The 22,218-nt window shown below is 35.0% G+C and carries 34 protein-coding genes; 32 read left to right on the top strand and 2 right to left on the bottom strand.

The window, feature by feature from the left end; translation table 11 throughout:
* The 9 genes from AC1TPB_RS22740 to AC1TPB_RS22780 all read left to right on the top strand — a co-directional run.
* On the top strand, positions 1 to 2,409 hold a 2,409-nt coding region (locus AC1TPB_RS22740; RefSeq protein WP_482078570.1), incomplete at its 5' end, for a glycoside hydrolase family 78 protein.
* 138 nt (positions 2,410 to 2,547) lie between these two features.
* The gene (locus AC1TPB_RS22745; RefSeq protein ID WP_482078571.1) at positions 2,548 to 3,585 is read left to right on the top strand and encodes a hypothetical protein; all 1,038 of its coding nucleotides are present in this window, start codon (positions 2,548 to 2,550) and stop codon (positions 3,583 to 3,585) included.
* A gap of 181 nt (positions 3,586 to 3,766) precedes the next feature.
* Entirely contained in the window at positions 3,767 to 3,919 is a 153-nt protein-coding gene (locus tag AC1TPB_RS22750; RefSeq protein ID WP_482078572.1) for a hypothetical protein, read from the top strand.
* A gap of 23 nt (positions 3,920 to 3,942) precedes the next feature.
* Positions 3,943 to 4,365 (top strand): hypothetical protein, encoded by a 423-nt coding sequence (locus AC1TPB_RS22755; protein ID WP_482078573.1) that lies wholly within the window; start codon positions 3,943 to 3,945, stop codon positions 4,363 to 4,365.
* Positions 4,366 to 4,430: 65 nt separating this feature from the next.
* On the top strand, positions 4,431 to 4,685 hold the full coding sequence (locus tag AC1TPB_RS22760; protein WP_482078574.1) for a hypothetical protein: 255 nt from the start codon (positions 4,431 to 4,433) through the stop codon (positions 4,683 to 4,685).
* 294 nt (positions 4,686 to 4,979) lie between these two features.
* The gene (locus tag AC1TPB_RS22765) at positions 4,980 to 5,330 is read left to right on the top strand and encodes a hypothetical protein (protein ID WP_482078575.1); all 351 of its coding nucleotides are present in this window, start codon (positions 4,980 to 4,982) and stop codon (positions 5,328 to 5,330) included.
* 54 nt (positions 5,331 to 5,384) lie between these two features.
* Complete coding sequence (locus AC1TPB_RS22770) at positions 5,385 to 5,510, top strand: hypothetical protein (protein ID WP_482078576.1); 126 nt, start codon at positions 5,385 to 5,387, stop codon at positions 5,508 to 5,510.
* A gap of 45 nt (positions 5,511 to 5,555) precedes the next feature.
* Positions 5,556 to 6,032, top strand: a complete 477-nt coding sequence (locus AC1TPB_RS22775; protein ID WP_482078577.1) for a JAB domain-containing protein — start codon at positions 5,556 to 5,558, stop codon at positions 6,030 to 6,032.
* 291 nt (positions 6,033 to 6,323) lie between these two features.
* The gene (locus AC1TPB_RS22780) at positions 6,324 to 6,665 is read left to right on the top strand and encodes a hypothetical protein (protein WP_482078578.1); all 342 of its coding nucleotides are present in this window, start codon (positions 6,324 to 6,326) and stop codon (positions 6,663 to 6,665) included.
* Between the two features lie 74 nt (positions 6,666 to 6,739).
* Here AC1TPB_RS22780 and AC1TPB_RS22785 read toward each other — a convergent pair whose 3' ends face one another.
* Positions 6,740 to 6,985 carry a hypothetical protein gene (locus AC1TPB_RS22785; protein WP_482078579.1) on the bottom strand — a complete coding sequence of 82 codons (246 nt, stop codon included), beginning with the start codon at positions 6,983 to 6,985 and terminating at the stop codon, positions 6,740 to 6,742.
* A 432-nt stretch (positions 6,986 to 7,417) separates the two neighbouring features.
* Between AC1TPB_RS22785 and AC1TPB_RS22790 the strand changes: the two genes are divergently transcribed.
* The 19 genes from AC1TPB_RS22790 (at position 7,418) to AC1TPB_RS22880 (ending at position 17,049) form a co-directional block, all read left to right on the top strand.
* Positions 7,418 to 7,654 carry a hypothetical protein gene (locus AC1TPB_RS22790; protein WP_482078580.1) on the top strand — a complete coding sequence of 79 codons (237 nt, stop codon included), beginning with the start codon at positions 7,418 to 7,420 and terminating at the stop codon, positions 7,652 to 7,654.
* 140 nt (positions 7,655 to 7,794) lie between these two features.
* Positions 7,795 to 7,935 carry a hypothetical protein gene (locus AC1TPB_RS22795; protein ID WP_482078581.1) on the top strand — a complete coding sequence of 47 codons (141 nt, stop codon included), beginning with the start codon at positions 7,795 to 7,797 and terminating at the stop codon, positions 7,933 to 7,935.
* Positions 7,936 to 7,981: 46 nt separating this feature from the next.
* Positions 7,982 to 8,188, top strand: coding sequence for a hypothetical protein (locus AC1TPB_RS22800; RefSeq protein WP_482078582.1), 207 nt, complete (start codon positions 7,982 to 7,984; stop codon positions 8,186 to 8,188).
* Positions 8,189 to 8,251: 63 nt separating this feature from the next.
* Complete coding sequence (locus tag AC1TPB_RS22805) at positions 8,252 to 8,908, top strand: hypothetical protein (protein WP_482078583.1); 657 nt, start codon at positions 8,252 to 8,254, stop codon at positions 8,906 to 8,908.
* Positions 8,909 to 8,954: 46 nt separating this feature from the next.
* Entirely contained in the window at positions 8,955 to 9,191 is a 237-nt protein-coding gene (locus AC1TPB_RS22810) for a hypothetical protein (protein WP_482078584.1), read from the top strand.
* Between the two features lie 39 nt (positions 9,192 to 9,230).
* Positions 9,231 to 9,419, top strand: a complete 189-nt coding sequence (locus tag AC1TPB_RS22815) for a hypothetical protein (protein ID WP_482078585.1) — start codon at positions 9,231 to 9,233, stop codon at positions 9,417 to 9,419.
* Positions 9,420 to 9,467: 48 nt separating this feature from the next.
* Positions 9,468 to 9,641, top strand: coding sequence for a hypothetical protein (locus AC1TPB_RS22820; protein ID WP_482078586.1), 174 nt, complete (start codon positions 9,468 to 9,470; stop codon positions 9,639 to 9,641).
* Positions 9,642 to 9,745: 104 nt separating this feature from the next.
* The gene (locus tag AC1TPB_RS22825) at positions 9,746 to 10,039 is read left to right on the top strand and encodes a hypothetical protein (protein ID WP_482078587.1); all 294 of its coding nucleotides are present in this window, start codon (positions 9,746 to 9,748) and stop codon (positions 10,037 to 10,039) included.
* Between the two features lie 56 nt (positions 10,040 to 10,095).
* On the top strand, positions 10,096 to 10,464 hold the full coding sequence (locus AC1TPB_RS22830) for a hypothetical protein (protein WP_482078588.1): 369 nt from the start codon (positions 10,096 to 10,098) through the stop codon (positions 10,462 to 10,464).
* 370 nt (positions 10,465 to 10,834) lie between these two features.
* Positions 10,835 to 11,026: a hypothetical protein gene (locus tag AC1TPB_RS22835; protein ID WP_482078589.1), complete on the top strand. Its 192-nt coding sequence runs from the start codon at positions 10,835 to 10,837 to the stop codon at positions 11,024 to 11,026.
* Positions 11,027 to 11,040: 14 nt separating this feature from the next.
* Positions 11,041 to 11,274 (top strand): hypothetical protein, encoded by a 234-nt coding sequence (locus AC1TPB_RS22840; RefSeq protein ID WP_482078590.1) that lies wholly within the window; start codon positions 11,041 to 11,043, stop codon positions 11,272 to 11,274.
* Positions 11,275 to 11,332: 58 nt separating this feature from the next.
* The gene (locus AC1TPB_RS22845) at positions 11,333 to 11,686 is read left to right on the top strand and encodes a hypothetical protein (protein WP_482078591.1); all 354 of its coding nucleotides are present in this window, start codon (positions 11,333 to 11,335) and stop codon (positions 11,684 to 11,686) included.
* A 9-nt stretch (positions 11,687 to 11,695) separates the two neighbouring features.
* Positions 11,696 to 12,343: a hypothetical protein gene (locus AC1TPB_RS22850; RefSeq protein WP_482078592.1), complete on the top strand. Its 648-nt coding sequence runs from the start codon at positions 11,696 to 11,698 to the stop codon at positions 12,341 to 12,343.
* Positions 12,344 to 12,482: 139 nt separating this feature from the next.
* Positions 12,483 to 14,111: a stalk domain-containing protein gene (locus tag AC1TPB_RS22855; RefSeq protein WP_482078635.1), complete on the top strand. Its 1,629-nt coding sequence runs from the start codon at positions 12,483 to 12,485 to the stop codon at positions 14,109 to 14,111.
* 28 nt (positions 14,112 to 14,139) lie between these two features.
* Positions 14,140 to 14,466, top strand: a complete 327-nt coding sequence (locus AC1TPB_RS22860) for a hypothetical protein (protein ID WP_482078593.1) — start codon at positions 14,140 to 14,142, stop codon at positions 14,464 to 14,466.
* A gap of 156 nt (positions 14,467 to 14,622) precedes the next feature.
* Positions 14,623 to 15,303, top strand: a complete 681-nt coding sequence (locus AC1TPB_RS22865) for a hypothetical protein (protein WP_482078594.1) — start codon at positions 14,623 to 14,625, stop codon at positions 15,301 to 15,303.
* 274 nt (positions 15,304 to 15,577) lie between these two features.
* Entirely contained in the window at positions 15,578 to 15,970 is a 393-nt protein-coding gene (locus AC1TPB_RS22870) for a hypothetical protein (protein ID WP_482078595.1), read from the top strand.
* Positions 15,971 to 16,099: 129 nt separating this feature from the next.
* Positions 16,100 to 16,516, top strand: coding sequence for a hypothetical protein (locus AC1TPB_RS22875; RefSeq protein ID WP_482078596.1), 417 nt, complete (start codon positions 16,100 to 16,102; stop codon positions 16,514 to 16,516).
* Between the two features lie 140 nt (positions 16,517 to 16,656).
* Positions 16,657 to 17,049 (top strand): hypothetical protein, encoded by a 393-nt coding sequence (locus AC1TPB_RS22880; protein WP_482078597.1) that lies wholly within the window; start codon positions 16,657 to 16,659, stop codon positions 17,047 to 17,049.
* Positions 17,050 to 17,427: 378 nt separating this feature from the next.
* On the opposite strand, the gene AC1TPB_RS22885 is transcribed toward AC1TPB_RS22880, so the two are convergent.
* Positions 17,428 to 18,642 (bottom strand): protein kinase family protein, encoded by a 1,215-nt coding sequence (locus AC1TPB_RS22885; RefSeq protein ID WP_482078598.1) that lies wholly within the window; start codon positions 18,640 to 18,642, stop codon positions 17,428 to 17,430.
* Between the two features lie 1,007 nt (positions 18,643 to 19,649).
* Between AC1TPB_RS22885 and AC1TPB_RS22890 the strand changes: the two genes are divergently transcribed.
* From AC1TPB_RS22890 to AC1TPB_RS22905, 4 genes are all read left to right on the top strand, one after another.
* Positions 19,650 to 20,504 carry a zeta toxin family protein gene (locus AC1TPB_RS22890; RefSeq protein WP_482078599.1) on the top strand — a complete coding sequence of 285 codons (855 nt, stop codon included), beginning with the start codon at positions 19,650 to 19,652 and terminating at the stop codon, positions 20,502 to 20,504.
* A gap of 53 nt (positions 20,505 to 20,557) precedes the next feature.
* Complete coding sequence (locus tag AC1TPB_RS22895) at positions 20,558 to 20,680, top strand: hypothetical protein (RefSeq protein WP_482078600.1); 123 nt, start codon at positions 20,558 to 20,560, stop codon at positions 20,678 to 20,680.
* A gap of 59 nt (positions 20,681 to 20,739) precedes the next feature.
* The gene (locus tag AC1TPB_RS22900; RefSeq protein WP_482078601.1) at positions 20,740 to 20,916 is read left to right on the top strand and encodes a hypothetical protein; all 177 of its coding nucleotides are present in this window, start codon (positions 20,740 to 20,742) and stop codon (positions 20,914 to 20,916) included.
* A gap of 728 nt (positions 20,917 to 21,644) precedes the next feature.
* Entirely contained in the window at positions 21,645 to 22,214 is a 570-nt protein-coding gene (locus tag AC1TPB_RS22905; protein ID WP_482078602.1) for a Holliday junction resolvase RecU, read from the top strand.
* Positions 22,215 to 22,218 lie beyond the last annotated feature (4 nt).

Here is a 22,218-nt window from a genome sequence, read left to right on the forward strand (position 1 = left end):
TCGAGCAGGAGATTAACGATTCAAGATTACAGCTATGACCTAGACCGCTATTCACAACGTAACAAAGGGGTTACCACATGGGTTTGGAAGTGGAAGAAGGTCGATGATACAGATTGGACCGTTGGTAAGCCACCTAGTCAACTGCAAGCGAATACCGATTATTTTGTAGCGTTAAAGGTAAAAGATATTGACGGGGCTTGGTCAAGTGAAGTTGTGAAGTATGTGACGACCAATCCATTTAATCAGCCACCAGTTGCTTTGTTCACGATTGATCCGAAGTCAGTCTCCTGGAGCAAGCAAGCCGTTGTTACGGATCGTTCGTATGATCCCGATGGTGATCCAATCATTACAAGAGATTGGAAAATATATCGAGAGAACAAGCTTATTTTAAGTAGTGGTACAACCCCTACATTTAATCAAATTAAGGCAGCAGCCGTAGCAGCAGGGATAGACGCTTTAGGCAATTATAAGCTTACATTACGTGTGCAAGATTCACAAAAACTATGGTCGGAAACGTATACGGATTTCTTAGAGATCATTAACTATCCACCGATTGCCGATTTTGAACCATTAGAAGATACGTATCGAGATACGGTGAACAAAGTTACCAATCTAACGAATAATCCTGATCAAGATGGAGATAATGTAACGTATCAATGGAAGCTCTATTATGGTGATAAATCCTATAATCTAGGAACAGCCCAGCATCCGAGTTTCAAAATTAAGGATAGAGGACTAGGTAAATTAGCCATAGGTTCATGGCAGCTAGAATTGAAAGCGAGTGATCCATTAGGTGCGAGTAGTTATATGACTCATGCTTTTAATGTGGTCAACCAAGTGCCAACAACGACCATTACAAGCGGTCGCTCTACGGGATACATTAATGAACCATATGCTTACACCTCTAGTCGGTCCGATGCCGATACGGAAGATGTAGCAAGCCTACAATCCTTTTGGCGCTTAACGTCACCTTCAGGAAAAGTAAAGGAATGGTATACACAAAACATATCCATTACTTACGTTGAAAAGGGTTCTTATGTACTAGAAAATTGGGTAGTCGATCAATTGGATGCGAAAAGTATAGTAGATACTAAGACGATAACGATTTTGAATCTAGCACCAATACCAGGATTTACGATGAATCCGAATCCCACATATCGGGGGATTGATATTAATTTTGTCAGCCAAGCTACAGATTTGGATGGATATATTGATAAATTTACATATTTTATCGTTAAATTAGACGGGACTACGGTAGCGATTAATGGTGCCAGTGATTTTAAGAGACCATTCAGTACTCTTGGCATATTTACGATTAAACAAGTTATAGTGGATAATGATGGAGCTAGTGCAGAAATTACTAAGGATTTAGTGATTCGGAATCACATTCCAGTGGCTAATATCATAGAACCACCTGCGACAAGTGCAGCTACGGCAACTAAACTTGGTGCTAATCCTAGAATCGAGTGGACGTATTCGGATGGCGATAACGATCCGCAGGAACGTTACAATGTTGTCGTTCGTAATGCAAGTGGGCAGCAAGTCTATGCTACTGGATCGGTGCCAAGTAGTAGTAATGCTATGTTAATTCCTGATAGTGCGAACTTAGAGGAAAGAGTGGTCTATAACGTATCCGTACAGGTATTTGATGGCTACGATTGGAGTCCATGGTCGAGTTTGAAATATTTCTACATTATTAGAAATTCACCACCAGTAGCAGGTTTTACATGTTCACCTAATCCAGCATATGAAGGTGATACAGTGAATTGTACGAATACTAGTACTGATCCAGATGGAGACTCAATGAATTATATTTGGACTGTAACAGGACCGAAATCCTATTCCGTTACACATACATCTACTAATATTGTAATTCCGAAATCTGTAACTGAAAATGGAGTTGGTACCTATAACATCAGTTTAATAGCGACAGATAGTAATGGTGCAACGAATGAAAATGATGCTAAAGGTAGTGTGGTGGTCCTTCCATTAAGTATTAATGGAGCTGTAAATCATACGCCTGAGTGGGAAACAAACAGGTTGAAATGGAATAATGGAAAACCAGATAGCATTAGACCTGTTGATACGTTTTGGGCGGGTGAAGGTTTTGACTTGGTAGGCTCTCCTACAGTGACTTCAAATGCTGGTGGAAGTACAACAGTAGCTACTAAGGTTGAAGTTGTAGCAAATCATATTGGCAAGCGTAACTTAGCTCGTCAAAGCGCAGCTAAATGGATTGCATATCTTGGTCAAGAACATACGACAGTGGATCTTGAAAAAATATCTAATGGGGCATACGATTTTGTATTTACTGTCACCTACTCTAATGGAGTATTAAAAACGGATACTGTGAGAATCTATATCTTAAATAACTGGCTGGAGTATTTCAGATTCCATAAAGATTTCTAAAGATCATTTGAGTTATCAAGGATTAAAGGTTAAAATATAGATAAAGAATAAAATATAAATCAATTATTGGGAAGCACCTAATAATCATAGGAAACTATGGTTTTTAGGTGCTTTTACTATTTTCAAGGAGAGATAAGAATGAATCAAATACAAGAAATCAAAATAGCAGATATTTTAGATCCTACGGAAAGAGAGAATCAAAGTGTTATATGGGATTGGTTAAATCCTAGTTTTGCATCACTAGCAATACTAGGAGATAGTGAAGCTTCGGTACGTAAAGATAAGGTGAAGGATATCGCTAATTTAATTCATAACGCTGACAATAAAGCAGTCTATTGGATTACTTATGATGATAGCGATTTACTTAGTACGAACACAATAAGTAATGCCATTGAACAGTTGGAATACGAGGGAGATTTAGAGAAAGCTATTGACCCTCAGCAAGTTTTTAGAACTCGTAGGAACATTTTTCCTGCCATATACTTTGAATTAATTACGCAAGGAAAGCTAGGTTTTACGTATAGAGGTAATACTCCACCACTTTCTTATAGAGCGAACGTTGAGGGGCCGACACATGGATATTCTAGGCTGTTTGAAACGATTGCTGATAGCAATCAAGCTAATATAATGAAAGAGGCTCTTAAAGCCACTAAGTCCGTTGTATGGAACGATACACCAAGCGGTAAAAAATTTCTGATACCGAAAGTTGGGAACCCTGAAGAGAAAGCGTCACAGTTAGTTTTAGCATTATGGGATTTCTGGGCTCAAATATGTATGCTTGACGATCCGCAACAATTCTTGTTAATTATTGAACCGCCTAAAGACATGTTGATAAGTGATCAGCATCAAACGGAGTTGAAAAATTATATCGTTAAAATATTACAAACCATTCAAGAAATAACGGAAGAAGTTACGTTGAGCTTTATTTTATCGCTAGAAACGTTTTTCCCTATTTCTGAGTTGAATATGAGAACAAGAATATTTCTGCAGACAGTAGATACAGATTTTGATGTTTATGCTGAAGCGAATAAACAGTTTTTCGGAGAGCGTATATTCAAAGAGTGGGAAGCTGGTAATAAAGAAGCGGCGTTTATATATGACGAGTATAGTAGGGAAAGTATTATAGTAGCATTACAAATTGCTGAAAAAAACCAAAAGATAAATGAACTTGATTAGTAATCGGTAGATTATCAATGAAAAAATAGATCAATTATTATGATTTAAGGTTCTATCATTGCCGAATGTGGGATTAGTGTGTTAATACCATTCGATTTTAAAATTTCAGTCCTTCTAAATTATTCAATACAAACAAAATTGTGTACGCTGATAATAATGAAATATTAGGAGGTTGACACAATTGAAAAGAGATATTGAGAATGTAGTGGATGAATTAAAGGCAAAAAAGAATTATTGTACTCTACATCACAGCTATGGAAACTATGCAGCAACCGAAGCATATAATGAAGCAATTATTTTGTTAGAGGTTGTATTAGATTCCCACAAAAAATAATAAGGTGAGGGAGTAAAGATTCTTTGACTACTAATTGTAATTGTAAAGAAAAAGTTGAAAATTGGATATTTGAAAAAGAATTGGGATGTTGGTATGCCACTAGAACATGTGAAGAATGTCCTTATTATTGGGAAGGACCAGATCATTCTAAAAGCAATAGATTAGTTAAACCAATATCAGGTCAAGTTATCGAAGATGATGATAACAGAATGGATGTTGAATCGATTAGGAATAGAACGGGAATATATTCTATTTATTGTTTTGATGAACAAAACAATTATGGAACTCCTGTGAAATTTAACAACACGCAAGATATATTGGACTTCTGTGAGTTGAATAAATATTCACATAGTCAAATAAGGGTAATTAATTCAGATGATGAAATTGTGGTTCAAGTCATAGCCCAACAATATATTTTCCCTTTAGAGTGGATTCGTTTTAATTAGTCCAATAAATTTTGTCGTCAAGAGGTAGCAGAATAATCGAAGAAAAATATAAAGGAGATCAATTATTGAAGTATATAACTGGTTACATATTTCCATCAAATCATACGTTAATCATTGATATAGGGGAAAATGAAATTCCCTTAGAACGAATTAAAAGTTTCGAAATTTGGAATGGTGAGAAATTCATTCTCGTTAAGAAAGAAGATATTCAAGTACCTAAAATGTCTGGTACAAGAGCACGTTTTAAGGTGTCTGAGTTGGATAATTCTTATTTTCCATGGTACAAAAGGTTATCTATAAAAATTCAACAAGTTTTATAGATGCGCTATATATAGTGAATATAGATAAACATTTACAATATTTTGAATAGAGACTATAATAAAGTCATCTTATTATTTTATTTTTTTCCAGCGGATGTAGCTATGCAGCCTGATCCGTTTCGTATTATTTCTAATGTTTCTACTTTACGTAGATCCCTATGCGAAACAATCAAAAAGCATAGCTTTTTTTGTGCTGTAAAATAGTAAGACAATATTCCGCAACCTAAGACGGAAGGTGTATTCTTAATTGAATCCCTTTCGTCTTTTTTGCGTCTAAAAAAGGAGGAGAGGCGTATGTTTTTTGTCAAAATGTTTTTAATTGCTGTAGTTGGCGGTGCTTTTGGTGGTGTACTTAATGCATTGTATAAAAAAGCAAGTATCCAATTCCCGCGAATTGAAACTAGTAAAACTTACGGTAAAGTGTTTAAGCCAGGTGTATTAAGAAATGTACTTATGGGAATTGGTGCCAGCGTCGTATTTGTTGGACTGATTACCTTTATACCTTATTCATTTACTGGATTACAAATACTATCATTATCTATTGCTGCTGGTTTTTCTGGAAGCAAGTTACTTGTTGCGAGTTCAGAAAAAGTTGTTGAGCAAGCGAAAGATTTGATGGATAGTTTCACGAAGAATAAAGAATAAAATCCATTTTTTTTTATGTCTAATTAGTGTAATACATGTTGAAGGAGGATAATCATGTCTGTCAATGAATTGATTTTTCGCGATTTAATATTGGCTCTTGAATTATCGGAAACGGAATCAGAGAGAGAAGAAATTCTTTCTTTGATACATACGGCAAGAGAGACACTCAAAGTTTCTTAGGGAAAACAATCAAAAAACAAGTGAAAATCGTTGGAGGAACTTAAAATGACAACAGAAAGCACAAAAATTTATTCCATTGATGTATGTACAGTTAGACAAGTGAAAGAACGTTCTGTTCTTTATGATTTCGATGTTACCACCTTAAGGACACATAGACATGCAGTAGAAATAATTAACCAAGCATTCGATTTATCAAATGAATCAGTTGAAGTATTCGGAATCATTTCATTGGATATAAAAAACAATGTTATGGGATTACACGCACTATCTAGAGGGACACTAAATTCTGCGCCTGTTCATCCAAGAGAGGTTTACAAAGCCTTAGTATTAAATAATGCCGCGGCATATATTTGTTTTCATAATCACCCATCAGGTGAGCTTCAAGCTTCACCCGAAGATATAAAAATAACAAAAAGACTTATGGAAACTGGCGAAATTATGGGTATACCTTTATACGATCATCTAATTATAGGTGAAAATGATTCCTATGTTAGCCTTAAAGAGCAAGGATATTTTAATTAAAAATGGATACAGGGGGATTAACATTCGACATTGAATGTTAATTTCTCTTTATTTTTTTCTGGTAATATAATCATCATTACGATGTAAAATAACTTCACTTTAGTACTAGATCTTGGAAAGACTATGACTTTTTTTTAGCTTATGGGAAATTTGATTTATATCACTACTCTGTTATGTTTTAGTTAACCTTATTTTTATTTTTCATAAGATCATCTAAAAAGTAACAGAGTGTCTTGCTGATTTAGAAATACACTAAATAATTTAATATAAAATCATATTAGGAGAGATCAAATGTTAGTGAATTATAAGTTGTTTAAGAATAAGCAGTTTGAATTTCAAAAAGGATCACTAGTAAAAGTTATTGGCACTAGCTTTATTCATGCATGCGAAGACCGCTGGGAAAGGATTTTCCAAGGTGAAATTACAGAAGTACATGAGGCAGGATTTTCAATGATCGTTCACTCTATTTCTATTTATCCTTTTGAAGGAATGTTTAGAAGTAACCCTATTCCTTGCTATACAGCAAATGAAGTAAAGTATTTTTCATTTGATGATATTGAAGATGTGCTAGATATTGGGGAAAATTATCCCGAATGTGGAGAGTGGAAGGATAAGTTTAACATTTATATTTAATAGTTGTGTAGACACAAACTGTGAACAAAGGGGGAGATTGTACAGGACAACCACCCCCAATGTTGTAAAACTTGCTAAAACTTAATACCAGCCCATGCTGCATGTCCAGGATACAATCTTCTCATAGTTGAGTCGCTACCTCCACCGTTGTCAATTGAATTATTATAATTGACTATGCTATCAGCAATAGACTTCAATTCTGATTTAGTGTAACTCTCAGTAGAATTTGGGACTTGAAATTTACATGTACTCGTCATTCTGTTTGATTTAGAATAAATCGTGTCTGCAGCTTTTTTCATTACACCATCAGTTTTCAACATAGTATCGCCTCCATCTAATTATCTTACAACTGTAGTGTATCAAATGCGTTTTTTATGAAATTTGGTTAATGGTGGGCGCCGAGCGCGTTGATGGGACAACAAAAACTAAGAAAATGATGTCAAGTGTTTTTTATTGGAATATTGATAGATCCTAATATTATATGATTCAAGTAGCGCTCTTTAAGAACGAAAGAAACACTATTAATGCGCTACGAATGTTAGTACGACACAACTCATTAAATAAGGAGTGTTCATTAAAATTTGGAAATTATTCATAGCAGTTCCTTTGGCGCTATTAGGACTCATGATCACTTTTTATTTTATATATGTAGGATTACAACTTTTTACTGATTGGATCACTGGAAAGAAACAAAATGAATAAAACAGTGTATAGCGTTGTGGACACATATTGTGCAGGAAAGGGTTGTAGAAATGGATGTACTAAAGAAGATTAATGAATGGGTGCAAAAAGGACTGGAAATTAATTGTTTTAGTGTCAACCAAATAGAAAACGGTTATGGAGATGATGTATTACAAGGCAATATCCCCAAATATACGTATACATTTGTGATTTCTGAAAATGAAAAACAGCTTTGGTCTAGATCGGTAAATAGCTTGGAAGAAGGATTTTCTTTGGCAGTAAATTGGTTGGAAGATAATCGAGGTTGACACAAACTATGCAACTGATGGGGGGATATTGTGGGCGATCTGATAAAACAAACCCAACTTATAAATATAATGGCTTATGTACATGAATAGGTGAGAGTATTGAGAGTCATATTAGAAACTCTATCCCATTAAAAATGCTGATGCAGAATGAAGCAGATGGATTGGGTCATATGACAATCACTCAATTATTTGATGTACTACAGGATTTATATACAACAGGTCAAGTAGATCACTATGATGCACTTGAAACAAGAAGAAAACCAGTGAACCAAGCTGAATAACTTGTCGCAGTACGACACATTATACGACAAAGGAGGGTCAAATTACTTGTTAAAAGAAGGGCAAAGGGTAGAAGTCATTAAGCCGAAATTATCTTGGAATGAAAAAAGAGTAATGGCTAAAGTCGGACACAAAGGCGTAGTTGATAGTGATCAAAGCTCAAATCTATCTGATCACAATATTAGAATTTATTTGGATGGGCAGCATAAGGGGATTTGGATTAGACCAGCACACTTGAAAAAGATTGATGCGTAGTAAGTGGCTGCTGGGCAGCTGCTTGTAGACACAAACAACATAGTAATAGGGGGAATGATAACCTTGAAAGAAAAAGACATGTACGAACATGTAAAGTACATTTTATTGGAATTAATCAAATGCGATAACGTCTATGCGGAAGTTAGTACGTTTGATGTTGTAGCTATAAAAAATAATTTATCTATTATCGTTGAAATGAAAAAACAACTTAGTTTTAAGGTTATTGAACAAGCTATTGGAGCAAAACATTGTTCCGACTATGTTTTTATAGCAGTGCCTAAACCGAAACAACAACATTCAAATGTAGCTCTTAATTTATTAAGGCAAGAAGGTATAGGATTAATTTATACAACAGATGAACCATACAAATATGACAGCAGCATCAATGGTTCAATTATTAAATTTTGGGGGAAGCGAACTAGAAAAAAATCTTACGATATAAAGAAAAATATTAACCATGAGTTTCATACTCGCACGATAGCTGGTGTGAAGAGTGGCGAAGGAATTACAGAATATAGTGAAATGATAGATACTATTAAGTTATTTTTGAAAAGAAAAGATTGGGTTACTGTAGATCAAATATTAGAGAATATACAAACTTATTACAGTAATCCCAAACCATCGTTAATGAAGACATTAAAAGCAGAATGGAACAGCGAATGGTTGGAGTGGAAGGTTGATAATAGAAAGACTTATTTCAAGTTACGTAAAGCAGCTTAATGCATAGTACGAATGAACATATTGCGCAATAGAAAGGGGTATTACATTGAAAATTTTTTTGAATGAACTAAATTTATCTCAGTTAGCTATCTATAAACATCTCAAAGAAGTTACAACAGTTGATGGAAGTAATTTCAAAGAAAATTTAGTGGAAATGGAAGAAGATTATGAATCTGTTTCCGAACGAATTTCCACTATTTATAACTCGCTGAGTGATATTGAGAAAATTGAGGTAATACACTTTTTCACGAAATATTTGATGAATAAAAATTCTGATAAGTAGTGTCGTAGTACGATGACACCAGGAAAGGAGTGAACGATTTTGGCGAATGAATTAGCTGAATACTATAAGAAAATAGCCGATGAACGTTTTGATGAAATTTGTCGGCATAAGCAATTATTAGGTGGTCTTGAATCTATTCTCACATATGGGGATAAGACACCCTCAGACAGAGTTAAACGCGCTATTAAACATCTGAACGACTTTGATAATGCGAAAAATTCAAAGTAGTGTCACTGTACGAATGACACATAAGGCGACAGAGAGGTGGCATGAGTGATGGAGAGAAGAGTTACACCATCTTACTGCTATGAAAGAGCTGGGCATTGGGAAACTAAAAGTCAACAAGCGGTAGCAAGAGGTAAGTATGACAAAGCAGGCGAGTATAGAAACAAAGCTTTACATTGGTCGGGTCGTGGGGAAAGAGAAGAAGAAAAAAGAAAAAATTGCTGATGCGTAGTACGAAATAAAATACGATACATAGTGAATAGCCTGGTGTATTCGATCCTAGCACAGGTGAAGAAAAAAAATTAAAGATATTGTATAGGTGGTGTGTAATGAGTCAATTCAGAGATTTTTTCTCAGAGCGTTTAAATTTAAGAGATATTATTATCCTATATTTATTGGCAGCAGTAGGAATATTATTACTTGATGTAACACTAAACTTACCCGATCCAATTTTTAATGAAGCAGCTAAACTCACATTTGGTAAAGTTGGATTATATATGATTATATCACCTATAATAATAATCATTATTTTAGGAACAATAGGCGAAATAATAGATTTTATTAAACGTCAAAAACGAAAAACTTTAAGGGCGTTAGTAAAACTAATGATGCTCAGTGAATAGGGTGGTACATAATTATGATAATATTGAGATCTGCTAAACTGATTGTAACGTGTTCTATGATTATTAATTTAATTTCTACTATAACCATTATAAAACTTAATAGAGATTCAACACATCAAGAGTACTCTTTAGTCATGGATAGTTTATTATTTTGGTTGCCTATCAGTTTGATATTTTTAACATTATCCATAGCTCTATTTATCAGAAGTAAAGAATATCCTACAAAATGGTTTATAAACTCTTTAATTACTTCAATATTAAGTCCTTATATTTGGATAACAATATTAAACATTATCGATAATCCTCAAAACGCAACAAATTCATATTGGTGGAAATGGCAATTGTTAAGTGTAGGGGTAATTGGTGCTAGTATTTATTCATACTTACACATAACTAGGAAAATAAAAAGAAGTTTAATCGTCTGATGAACACCGATTGAGTACGCGGTAAAACCCATCAAAGTATCATATTGAATAGTATCGTTCATAAGGGGAATGTAAGAATGTGGGCTAAATTAAAGTATGGAGGACGTTAAGCGCATGTAACGAATTGGTTTCAATAGTTCAGAATGAGCTTAATCAACTAAATGTTTGTTCGTAATCATGATGAATAATAGTGTTCATTAATAGTTGATTATATGCGAAGGAACGGTAAGATCTATGATGTCGATACTGATAATCACGAATGTCGCAGCAACGAATTTTATTTGAAATTTTCTTTATCGCTTGAAAAGTTGCATATTTCACCATTACGTTTAAGATAGAAATATAGTAGAAATAAAGGAGCGTGTTTGATATGCCTGACAAGTTAAGTTTGGATCAAGCGTTTCGTGAATTAGTGCTGAGTCTTGAATTAGCGGAGACAAAAGAAGATCGAACCGCTATTATGGCCATGATTCGTGAGATTGCGGAAATGATGGTAGAACAAGACATTCTTAGTCCTGATATCTTAGAGGTAGTGACCAATATACAAAAGAATTCAATATAAGGATGTGCAATTGCATGAACTTCAATATAAAGCAAAATGATCCAGCCGTCATACTTTCAGAGTTAAGTTATATTATGATGAAGTTATGTCATGGGTCAAAGCAAGAAAAGAAGAAAGCTAGAGGCATGTTGAAAACATTGATGCCTTTGATTGAACAATCCGTAAACGAACAGGCGTATCAGATCGCGATAGATCGCTTAGATTATACAAATGAGGAATTGATGCAAATTGAACGAGTTGCCGTTTAAGATAGAAAGTAAGTGGTGGAGGATTTTAGGTATACCGATCGTGCTGGTACTGATACTAGTGAATGTGTACCTTTTCATTGATTTTTTGGACAAGAAAGAAGCGGGAGCGATAACAGATCAAGTAAAATGGGTATTTTCGATTGCCTATATCCTATGTATGCTATTCATTTATCATATTGGTAGTGGAATCATCATTAACTTTTACCATAAACGATTAAATGAACTCTATCCCTATGTTATAGAAGAACCATCCTTGTTAATGGTAGAAGAGGAAAGAGTATTCTTAGACTATAGTAAGTTAGAAGCTATGGGATTGCAGCCACAACGTTATCGTTCATTAAGACAAAAAGATTTGAAAGCTTTGCATAAGTTAATACATGAAAATAGAAGAATATTAACTAGCGGGGAGTAGGTGTTAATTATGACGAAAGCACAAGTGATGGATTTCTACACATTCGGAACTTTCAAGATTATTGCTATCTTTATTATATTTTTTGTGGTGTCGTATATATACAGATTAACGGCATTACAACCAATCAGACCATATGAAAAAAGTAGTGTGACCGATCAATCCTTTCTAAATGTGAACTTTCAGTCGATTCAGCACTCTCTACCGGACCTATTAAATACATATCTTCATATTGGACACAGCTTGGCATTGGATAAATCGTTTATGTTAAAACATTATGAACAACTATTTGAAGGACTCAGTTATTTACCTATAGGTGCGCCAGCTAAAATGTTGGTTAACAAAGAAACGATTCAAGAATTGCAACAATTAAAACTGGATACTCAATATGGATTTATTTCAAAACGTTTGTTAGAGCTGATAGATGAAGTATCCATGAAACGACCAGATGTATTTGAAATTTTAGAATATGATGAATTGCAAATGAACGCTATGAGAATGAACCCATTATCACAATCAGATAGAAGTATTGCTCCATATATTGTCGCTGATCGCTATCGATTAACGAATGTCGTATTCTTATCTGAAGATCAAGAACGTAATAGCAGAGCAAAATCGCTCGGCTTGCCTTTATACCCGCTTCATACAAAGTACATCTAGTCCAATGTGCAGATGTTTGTTATAATAGTGAACAAATAAAGAAATGAATCGTGACGAAGCACGTTACGTATCCCTTTGCTATGGCAAGGAGGTATGTTACGTGCTTTTTTTTGCATTCAGAGGGAGGATTTATATCGTGATGAAGAAAATTGGAATTGTTTTGCTAGGTTTGTTCGTAATGATCGCAAGTTATACCGTAGTCGTACCGGGTAAAAATGTATCGCCTACCATGACAGCACTACCTACTGCTAAGGCTGCCGTATCGACCGTTATCCAGTCTAAACTAGATATCTATGTTGATGGTACCAAAACCGCGCTCGATCAGTCTCCAGTATCGTTAAATGGCTCTACGTTAGTACCGATGCGTTCCTTATTCTCAAAGATGGGAATTAAAGTGGCTTGGAATCAATCGAATAAAGAGATTACGGTTTCTAATGAGGATGTAGTCATCAAGATGGTCCCTGGTGCGAGTAATGCAACCGTTAATGGGAAAAAAGTAAACTTAACTGCTACGAGTATGATCGAGAACGGCACAACATATATCCCGCTACGTTTTATAGCTGAATCCTTTGATTACATTGTTGGTTATGATAAAGGCAGCCGTTCCATCTCGATAAGTACAGCTCCGTATAGAGTTGGAACAGTCACCTATATCGTTGATGGCGATACGTTCGATGTTGAATTTGCAGATAAGACAAAAGAAAGAATTCGTTTGATCGGTGTCAATACTCCTGAGAGTACAGAAGCAGCAGGAATTGAAGCGGGAGGTAAAGAAGCTTCAGCTTATACGAAATCGAAGGTATTAAAGCAGAAGGTCTATGTTACGAAGGACACGAGTAATGATGTGTATGGTAGAACCTTAGCCTATGTTCATATGGCCAGTGGTGAGTTTATTAATGCTTCTATATTATCTGAAGGATATGGTAAGACAATGACCATTGCACCGAATACAAAATGGAAGTCTTACTTTGATAACTTGCAGAAATCAGCTCAAACCAATGAGCGCCAGCTGTGGAATCCTGCGCTTTATGGAAAATTAGATAAGGCTGAAGCTAATGGTATCCTGGATACTCTATCTACTGCAGGAATTAATGTTAATGCCAATAACTTGTCTAGCCCTGTCTCGATGTCAGAAGCATCGTCATTATTGATGTATCTTCTCTATCCGGAATCAAGAAAGCTCATGATGGGCTATAAGGCATATGAGGTTATCACTGATGGAGGTGTAAGAGATATTGTTACTCAACTAAGTGATAAGAAATTCAATAAAAATACGGAAATCGTAACAAGTGAGCAGCTGCGTTCGGTCATACTACTTGCACTAGGATTAAAAGAAAATTCACTGATTACGACTAGCTTAGACAATCTAGGTTTAATCCCTAGCTTAGATAGACCATTAACATTAGCTGAAGCAACAGAAGCCATTAATAAACTAGCGGCATTCATGCCAACGATTGAATCCTTAAAAACGAAGTCATCTGTTTTAGAAACGAGTTTAGTTACGCTAGAAGGCTGGGGGAGCAAGGTAACGGGATCAGAAACGTGGACAAGTATCAGCGAATCACTAGGCAACACCTTTAGTGTTGAGAATCTTAAATCGACTGCTACGAGTCTTGCAGGGTGGGTAAAAGATTCGATATCAGGTATCTTCTCCAAAAAGCCTAGTCAAGAGGAAGTAAATCAATTGGTAGAGTCAACCGAGGAAACAGCAAGAGAGTATACATCAGAAATTGCAGAAGAAGCATATCGCGTTTTTGATTCAGAGTAATAGAGTCGGTTTTAGGAAAGAGGATATTATGTGGAAGGTAATATTAGATATTATTGTATATAGCATTGTAGGGTACGTTGTCATCGGTCATGTACTCTCATGGAAGTGGTTGTTTGAAGCACGAATCAAATGTATCGATTTGAAAGATAGTTTGTGGAATGACTATCTAAACTCGCTACAAGGCGTATTCAGCTTTTTACTTCTAGGTACAATACTTTGGCTACCGGTAATCATTTCTATCTATACAGACAGGAAGCTGGTCAAGTCCAATAAAATGTCATGGATGCAATCGTTCAATAAGGTGTTTGTACTGTGGGAAGAGATGCAGCTGCGTCGCAAAGAAAATGATTTGTAGAATCTGGTGACATTAAAGTTAGTGCCTTGACATTATAGTCGGTGCCATTACAACAAAGTTAGTATCTTGACAATAAAGATGGTAACTCAAACGAAAAGCGTAATATAAATATTTTTTTGAATGATAATAAAAAGAGTGTTATTTACAGGAGGAAATATGAATAAGATCATTAAACGAATTCATAAGGAAAATGTATCACTTGAAAAACATTATGGGGAAGGGGAGCCCTTTGCCTATCATAGTGGAAGAAATATTATAAGCCATCCCGCTTTTCAAGACATGGATCATTCTAAAAGTATGTTCAGTTTGGCTCATGAACTTGGTCATCATTATCAATATTCGCGTTATGGTTTTATAATGCATCTGTTGAGCACCCTGGCAAGAATGAAGAAATACAGAGCGATAATATTTTTCCCGATTCTACTGTGGGAAGAAGTTGATGCTTGGATTAAAGCGTGGAAAATTTGTAAGGAAGAAAATATTTCTAGAGAAGGTTTCATTGGTTTAGCTGTATCTTCTGTTGCATCATATATTCGTTATTTAGTTTCAACATTAGTACACATTGGTAAATATGTATTAGGTATTTATATCTCGATCGTAGTAGCGGTTCGATTCTTGATGCTTAGCGATGAAATGGAACTAATTCAACCAAAGTGGATCATTGATATCCGTAATGAATTAGTAGCTAGCAGCTCATCTATGAGTGAACTTATTTATATGCTATTTACTAATGTTATCGTTCTATTGATAGTGATAACGACATTATTACTAGCGATGAACCTTGTTATAGTATCACATAATTTAACACCTGTTCAGAAATCAAAGAACAAGATTTAGAACGAAGTTAAAGCTATGATATAAAAGTTAGTTGTAGCGTAAAAAAAGATGAATGCCTAAGAACCCTTATGGAATAAGGGTTCTTATTTGTGTTGCTGAATGCAACGTATAAATTATTGAAACGCTGCATTAAGCGCCGTAATATGAAAATCAAGGTTGCGTACTGATAAAATTCAAGTTGCATTATTCCGCATTATGCACCCTTACGAATATGACTGTACCTAAATTTAGAGTTAAAATTATAGTATAAGCAAAGGAAATGAGGAAGCGGGTCATGGATGGATTGATAATAAATGAGGGCAAGACGCTTGCGCATGGTCAACGTGTAAAGGTGTATCGCAACTTAAATAAAGCAGGGTACTTTAGTATATGTGATTGTAAGACAGGGCTTGTCTTGGGCTACGCTATGAATGTTCAATTGAACGGAGTTATAAAGTTTCATGTCAGTGAAAAGTCACGACAACGAGTGCTTAGAGATCAGAGAAGGAACGTACATGCCTATGTAACAGGATTGTATGATGGAGTAGATGCAGGAAAATATGAAGGCTACAAAACAGGCTACTACAACCCGTATCTGGTGTCTCAATTTGTAGACTATCATTCAAGAGAACACATTACTGAAGCAGAATCTATTATCTGTTTTGACAAATATGTTTACTATATATAGTAGAATTGGAAACTTAATATTGGAATCCACGTATTACAATTAAATGGGAGTAGGGAGAGGAATTACAAGAATTCGAATAGTCTTTCAACCTATAATCAAAAAACACTAAATCAAAAGGGGCGATTTCCAATGGGATATCAATCAATTAAAGAGATAACAACAAAAGTCAATGCTGCTAATGTTAGGATTGAGCTACAATCCAAGACAGATGAAGTTATATCGCAACTTGATCCATTTTTGCTTGAAGATTTTTCTTTAGCAATTGAGCAAGTATACCGTCTCGAAATAACGAATATTCTTGATGGAAAAGGTACTACTTACAGATTGAAAGATGCACTAATTAATATTGATGCTTTAGTTAGTAATGCTTTGTTACCACTTAAACTTGAAGTTGAAATAAACGACAATATTGATACACTTGATTTTAATATTTCTAGGATAGAAGCTAGTACGAGTTCTGGAAGTTTTGAAAATCCTAAGTATTACATATATTGCGATAATTCTAGCGAGAAAGGATTTAGATTTTGGTTCAAAAAGAATAAGTAGTTGTGAACTCTAGTCGATAACTCAATTAAATTTAATAAAGAAGAAGCTGAAAATGTCACTTTATTAATAAAACAACTATATAGTTCACGATCTTAACGCTTTGTTACTCAACAAGGCGTTTTTTTGTGCAATTATAGAGAATGGTGTCAGGAATAATTGTGAAAAGTATAATCAGTGATGTCAAATCGGGGCGAGTATTAGTCACAAAACCAACGATGAATATGAAATCTTCGGAGTATGAACGAGAAATTGAAATCGTATATCTATTTATGATCACTAATTTCAAAGCACTAAGTATGAAAGAAAGTACCTATCATAAGAGTGCAGGAACAGACGGTAATCAAATATTAACCTATAAGTTACAGAGTGATGACTTTATTTACTACGTAATTGGTAAATACAATCAATATACGAAAAGTGAAGATTTTCAAATATTTTATAATGACAGCAAACACTTCAATATCATGCGGTGTACCCATATATGGGGGGGCCTATTGAAATTGAAGTACTCGATGATTTATGGAAGGCATTAATAAAGCATAATCAGACAGAGCTATAAGTACAAATTCCGAAAAAGACAAGAGGCTGCCGCTTCTTGTCTTTTTTACGTCTACGGTAGATACTATTACTTCACACGCTTGATTAGTGGATCTGATTCATAGTCATCCGACAGACTGCTGTTCATTTCTAGTGAGAGTTGTAGTCGGTGTGTACGATAACCATAATTAAAATGATGAAAAATGCATTGAAAATAGAGTAATATCGAAAGGTGTTACTCGTAAAGAAACAATTTATTTTAAATACAAAAAGGTAATTGAAAACATGCCAATTACCTTTTTCTTTGATTCTTATATTAATAATGTGTTGATGTATTAAAACTCTTAAACAGTATAGTAAGCGAATACTTATTATTAAAGTTTTGTAGTACTTATGTTTCTGATCAAAGGTGTGATGCTTTCAAATGCTATAAGAAGTTCATCAAGACTAGAATATCGTTTGTTAATGTCTGGATCGATACCTTTCTCGATAAATTCTAGAACGGTTTGGTCTGTAATTTGGATTCCATTTTTTTTACCAGTTAAAATAAAATTAATAATATACATGATGGCATAGATGTCATGTCTTGCTTCGAAATGATCAAAACCGACTTTTGAAAGGTTGGGATCGTTTAGTACGCCTTTGATTTCTGTTCCTTGTCGTGTCAGCTTTCGATCAGGATGCTTAGCTAATCCGAAGTCGGCAACTTTAATAAAGATGCTTTCGTCGGGATATGATTTAATCAAGATATTGAAATATGAAATGTCACGATGCAACAAACTTTCACCATGAATGTATTTGAAAGCGTGAAGAAGTTGCGTGATTAAATTGATTCGATCATTCATAGGTAGACGATCATTCATTCGATTAATGTACTTATCTAAAGTTTCATCTGCTTGTTCCATACTATATTGCAGCTTATCCTCATTATAATGATAGGCTTTAATGATATAAGGAGAATCTAATCTTTTCAGATCAGTAAATTCATTACGAAATCTAATTAATTCAATATCAGTTAAGTCCTTTTTAGCTTTTTTTACTATGACTGGTATGTTATATTGTTTGTCAAAATAAGTGTAAACATGTGCGTAAGAACCCTCGTCTTTATAATTCATAGTGTATGATACAGTTGGATTTCCAGGAAGAGAAACACTGTCGATAAGATGGAAAATCGACTTGTGTTCGATTAATTCTATACGCTTCAGATCATATGGAAGATCGCTGCCATTGCTTGGCTGCAGAAATGAATTGCATTGGCTGAGCAGTACTTCGTAGTCAGTATCGATTTGGAAATTGTATGGAGTTTCATTTAAGTTTGCTTTCATGGATTTTACTATTTCAATGATACTCAAAAGATCACGACTTTCCTTTGCATTGAAGTGACCATTACGTTTAGTATACATAAATCTAAAAAGTTCATTTAGCTCATAATGAAGGAATGAAAATATTTTTTTTTGATTCTCATGGGGGACGTCTTGGTAGTTATCAATCAGTATTTTGATATGGTCTGTACTAAATAAATTATTTAATTGAATTAACTTTCTATTAATTAATTTTTCTGCATCCGTAGTCGCTTGAAGTGTCATCATAAATCATCTCCTTATTATGTAGTAATCATTCATACATAATACCACAAGTAGGCGAATGAAAATGAAACATGTCAAAAGATAAAGGCAGATAATCGACTACGAAGAAATCCGCATTTAACGACACCTCATTCCGCACATTAATGACTGTGTTGAGTGGAATAGGGTGTCCCGCTCCGATGTTTCTTCCTACCGACCGCCTTTCCCTACTCCTTTCTACTGGTTTGCCACTGGTCCCACTAAGTAAGGACTTAGTGGCAGACAGCAATCCTACTCCTAGATAACTCTCTAGTTCCTTATATGGCTATTTGGGGTGGGGGGTTGTCGCGCGCAACTCGTCATGACCACGTTCGGAAAAAAATAGAAGAATTCTGCCACCTGGGCTAGACCCAGCCAAAAAAGAAATAACAAACCAAAAGGCAGTCTAAATAAAAAGGATACGAGCAAATGAAGAGGGGAGAGGGGCAGCGTAGCAGGAAGCACAGCGCATAGGCAGACAACAAGACCTTATTCCACTCAACACAGTCATTATTAGATGGAATGAAGTGGTCTTAGCTTTGTTGGATCGGTGCGGGTGCATTGGTTTTGTTCTTGGCTGCTGCTTGTAACACCATGATCGGAATTACTGGCTTTTTTGAACCTTTAATTAGTAAGATGTCCTTAGAGTGATAAATACGCTTATGGCATCTACAGTTAAACTAGTAACACCAAGCTCTGAATAACGGGCTGGCTGGTCACTATTAATAGTGTGACAGTCTCAGCGTGATAGACACACTTGTAACTTCTACAGTAATAAATGTTACAAATAATTTAATTCTTAACAACATGAATAATTAACAAGATAAAGGACTATAAATATATTAAGTCACAAATAACAAATGATAGCGATATTAAAAGAATTAGAGGGTGTCTAAAATATTAAAAAAAATGGGATCGTGTAGAATTAAGATAAGGATGTTGTTCCGTATCTCTCCTTTTACACTACCAAATAACAAAGGAGGAAATTAGAAATGGTAGATGATTTTTTGCGTTACGGTAAGTCTGAAGAAGAGTATGAACAAATAAAAGGAGAGGTTATTAGTAATATTGTTCCTATTAGGCGACCTAAGCTAGCCATTCTGGGCGGCGTGCCGGGGAGTGGTAAGTCAACGATCCTTAAAGCGATAGCAAGTGCGGCTGATGAAAATCATAAAGACAGTTTTGATTTCACCATATCACCGGACGATGTGAAAGAACAAGTTATGCAACGACTAGGCATTTCGGAGGAACACGAAGTTGAATGGCGAAAAGATTATCAGAATGAAGCATGGGAGATTACGAAAGAAGCACTGTTTCAGTCACTTCTAAGAGGACATAATGTGATTTACGATGCTACTTTAGGGAATCCAAGCAAGTATATGGAGATATTCGACTTTATTAAGGCTCACAGCCTTGATTACAGAGTTGATTTACATCTCGTCCATGTTGAACTACCCGTTGCATTAATAAGAGCTTATAATCGCGGTATGACGGACAAGCATACTGTACCAGAAGAAGCGATTAAGCATATCCATAACGTAATCCCTTCAAATATCATAGCGTTGTTCCCTTATATTGATATATTTACGTTTTGGGATAACAATACAGAACTACCTCCAAATGACCCAAATGAAATACTAGAGATAAACCAAGTTCTTCAGCAATTATATCGTAATATATTTCTTAAAATGATAGTCGTACATCAAACCTCTGATATTTTCGTGGAATATGCAGATGGTATAAAAATTAATATGTTGTTTGCTGGTCAATATGATAACTTTACCGATAAATTGAGGCTGTATGACGTCGAGTTTGATGACCCTGAACATGATTTCTTGAATATCTAATGTAAGATATGACCATGATGCTACTATGATCTATAATTTGAGGTGATAGTAGCATGGATGAAAAGAAAAAACAGGAATTAAAGCAATCGTATGAGCAGGATAAAAAAATATCGGCTAACTTCGCTAATATTATTATTGATCGTGCGAAATCCATTGATGATAAGAAAAAGAAATAGTGTCAACGACTAATTCCTATGATACAATGAGGCTAATTAGTTAATAAGGAGTTGATAGTATGGCAGTTAGTCAAGCATTAAAAAATGAGTTACGTAAAAGTTCTGAACAGGATCGTAAAATTTCTCAAAACTTTGCAATGATAATGATTGAACGTAAGTTTAAAGAACAATATGAGCTTAGACAAACTACTAATGATCCTGCTATTTCAACAAAACGTGAAGCTGTTCAAGCGTAATACGAAATTTTTGCTGATTTTCAAGGAAGATCAACTGATTAGTCAGTTTGATCTTCCTTTTTTGTTGTATAAATGTACGTAATCATGAAGAATCATAAATCTACTCTTTGGATAAATGAACTCATAGCATTCTTTTGTTATATTATCATTACCTTTCGGTGTAGACATCCTCATACTTATAGGAATCAGTCATTAGAAGGATTATTATGTCATCAGAAGAGAATGCTCCAACGCGAGCAGCCATTTATATGAAGAGATTGAGAGCTAAAAGACAAGCAAATGGTAGATGTCAACGGTGTGGCCAATTGCGCATCGATACCAAATGTTTTCATTGTGTACCGTTATCACTTCGTCAATCACGAAAAAGAGAGCAAACCAACAACTATAAGGATACTACAATAAGTTAGTCAAAGAACTGTTCAACGTTGGTGTCTTGAAGCTGATGGTATCAGCAAAGTAAATCAATTAAAATTAAAGGCATTTATGGAACAAGTTGAACGTAAACACTTTGAATCTAGCTATAAAGAAGCGTAGGAATCATAATCCTATGCTTTTTTGTTATGATAAACTAATCTTTATGATCCCATTGAACGGAATGAAACTATAGTGTTAGACTACTTTTTAACTTCATTCCTTCTGTTTATATAATTTAGGTACTTGCAAATTTGAATATGACCTATTTTTGATTGACAATAGATGAACAAGTCGAATTTAGAAGGTGAACAGTTATGAACTATCCTGGAGGTATCCAGAAAGTAAGTGCATCTACTGACGTAATCTATGGAAATCGCGGAATGGATCTCGAAACGTATATAGAGTGGATCAATTCCAGTTATGAGAACAAGAAAATTGCTATCATCGAGAAAATTCCAACCCCAATACAGGTTATACGGAGTGAGGGTGCTAAAATAATAGAAGCTTTCTATACAAAGAAGAGCTCAGTCGATTATACCGGTACCTATCAAGGTAGGTCCTTATGGTTTGATGCAAAAAGCACCGACAATAAAACAAGTTTTCCATTAAAAAATATTGATGATCATCAAGTTGAACGCCTTAGACTCCATCAGAACTGCGGGGCTGCTTGTTTCTTTATCGTTCAATTTTCAAAACTTAATCTTCATTTTCTGTTACCATTGAACACACTCTTACCATATTGGAATCAACGAAATCTTAGCATTCGAGGGAATAAGAGCATCCCTTTTGATGTTTTCCAAAAACAAGCCATACAAATACCATCCACTCGTCGTGTTCCTTTAGACTATTTAGTGGCTGTAGAGATCATGTTAACTGAACAATAGTAAG

Source organism: Paenibacillus sp. Y951, from assembly GCF_056786395.1.

What these genes read in the sequence shown, in the direction of transcription:
- AC1TPB_RS22745 (WP_482078571.1), top strand. Translation starts at nt 2,548, where the DNA reads ATGAATCAAATACAAGAAATCAAAATAGCAGATATTTTAGATCCTACG.
- AC1TPB_RS22765 (WP_482078575.1), top strand. Translation starts at nt 4,980, where the DNA reads ATGTTTTTTGTCAAAATGTTTTTAATTGCTGTAGTTGGCGGTGCTTTT.
- AC1TPB_RS22770 (WP_482078576.1), top strand. Translation starts at nt 5,385, where the DNA reads ATGTCTGTCAATGAATTGATTTTTCGCGATTTAATATTGGCTCTTGAA.
- AC1TPB_RS22775 (WP_482078577.1), top strand. Translation starts at nt 5,556, where the DNA reads ATGACAACAGAAAGCACAAAAATTTATTCCATTGATGTATGTACAGTT.
- AC1TPB_RS22780 (WP_482078578.1), top strand. Translation starts at nt 6,324, where the DNA reads ATGTTAGTGAATTATAAGTTGTTTAAGAATAAGCAGTTTGAATTTCAA.
- AC1TPB_RS22785 (WP_482078579.1), bottom strand. Translation starts at nt 6,985, where the DNA reads ATGTTGAAAACTGATGGTGTAATGAAAAAAGCTGCAGACACGATTTAT.
- AC1TPB_RS22790 (WP_482078580.1), top strand. Translation starts at nt 7,418, where the DNA reads ATGGATGTACTAAAGAAGATTAATGAATGGGTGCAAAAAGGACTGGAA.
- AC1TPB_RS22795 (WP_482078581.1), top strand. Translation starts at nt 7,795, where the DNA reads ATGCAGAATGAAGCAGATGGATTGGGTCATATGACAATCACTCAATTA.
- AC1TPB_RS22820 (WP_482078586.1), top strand. Translation starts at nt 9,468, where the DNA reads ATGGAGAGAAGAGTTACACCATCTTACTGCTATGAAAGAGCTGGGCAT.
- AC1TPB_RS22825 (WP_482078587.1), top strand. Translation starts at nt 9,746, where the DNA reads ATGAGTCAATTCAGAGATTTTTTCTCAGAGCGTTTAAATTTAAGAGAT.
- AC1TPB_RS22830 (WP_482078588.1), top strand. Translation starts at nt 10,096, where the DNA reads ATGATTATTAATTTAATTTCTACTATAACCATTATAAAACTTAATAGA.
- AC1TPB_RS22835 (WP_482078589.1), top strand. Translation starts at nt 10,835, where the DNA reads ATGCCTGACAAGTTAAGTTTGGATCAAGCGTTTCGTGAATTAGTGCTG.
- AC1TPB_RS22840 (WP_482078590.1), top strand. Translation starts at nt 11,041, where the DNA reads ATGAACTTCAATATAAAGCAAAATGATCCAGCCGTCATACTTTCAGAG.
- AC1TPB_RS22850 (WP_482078592.1), top strand. Translation starts at nt 11,696, where the DNA reads ATGACGAAAGCACAAGTGATGGATTTCTACACATTCGGAACTTTCAAG.
- AC1TPB_RS22855 (WP_482078635.1), top strand. Translation starts at nt 12,483, where the DNA reads ATGAAGAAAATTGGAATTGTTTTGCTAGGTTTGTTCGTAATGATCGCA.
- AC1TPB_RS22860 (WP_482078593.1), top strand. Translation starts at nt 14,140, where the DNA reads ATGTGGAAGGTAATATTAGATATTATTGTATATAGCATTGTAGGGTAC.
- AC1TPB_RS22865 (WP_482078594.1), top strand. Translation starts at nt 14,623, where the DNA reads ATGAATAAGATCATTAAACGAATTCATAAGGAAAATGTATCACTTGAA.
- AC1TPB_RS22870 (WP_482078595.1), top strand. Translation starts at nt 15,578, where the DNA reads ATGGATGGATTGATAATAAATGAGGGCAAGACGCTTGCGCATGGTCAA.
- AC1TPB_RS22875 (WP_482078596.1), top strand. Translation starts at nt 16,100, where the DNA reads ATGGGATATCAATCAATTAAAGAGATAACAACAAAAGTCAATGCTGCT.
- AC1TPB_RS22880 (WP_482078597.1), top strand. Translation starts at nt 16,657, where the DNA reads ATGGTGTCAGGAATAATTGTGAAAAGTATAATCAGTGATGTCAAATCG.
- AC1TPB_RS22885 (WP_482078598.1), bottom strand. Translation starts at nt 18,642, where the DNA reads ATGATGACACTTCAAGCGACTACGGATGCAGAAAAATTAATTAATAGA.
- AC1TPB_RS22890 (WP_482078599.1), top strand. Translation starts at nt 19,650, where the DNA reads ATGGTAGATGATTTTTTGCGTTACGGTAAGTCTGAAGAAGAGTATGAA.
- AC1TPB_RS22895 (WP_482078600.1), top strand. Translation starts at nt 20,558, where the DNA reads ATGGATGAAAAGAAAAAACAGGAATTAAAGCAATCGTATGAGCAGGAT.
- AC1TPB_RS22900 (WP_482078601.1), top strand. Translation starts at nt 20,740, where the DNA reads ATGGCAGTTAGTCAAGCATTAAAAAATGAGTTACGTAAAAGTTCTGAA.
- AC1TPB_RS22905 (WP_482078602.1), top strand. Translation starts at nt 21,645, where the DNA reads ATGAACTATCCTGGAGGTATCCAGAAAGTAAGTGCATCTACTGACGTA.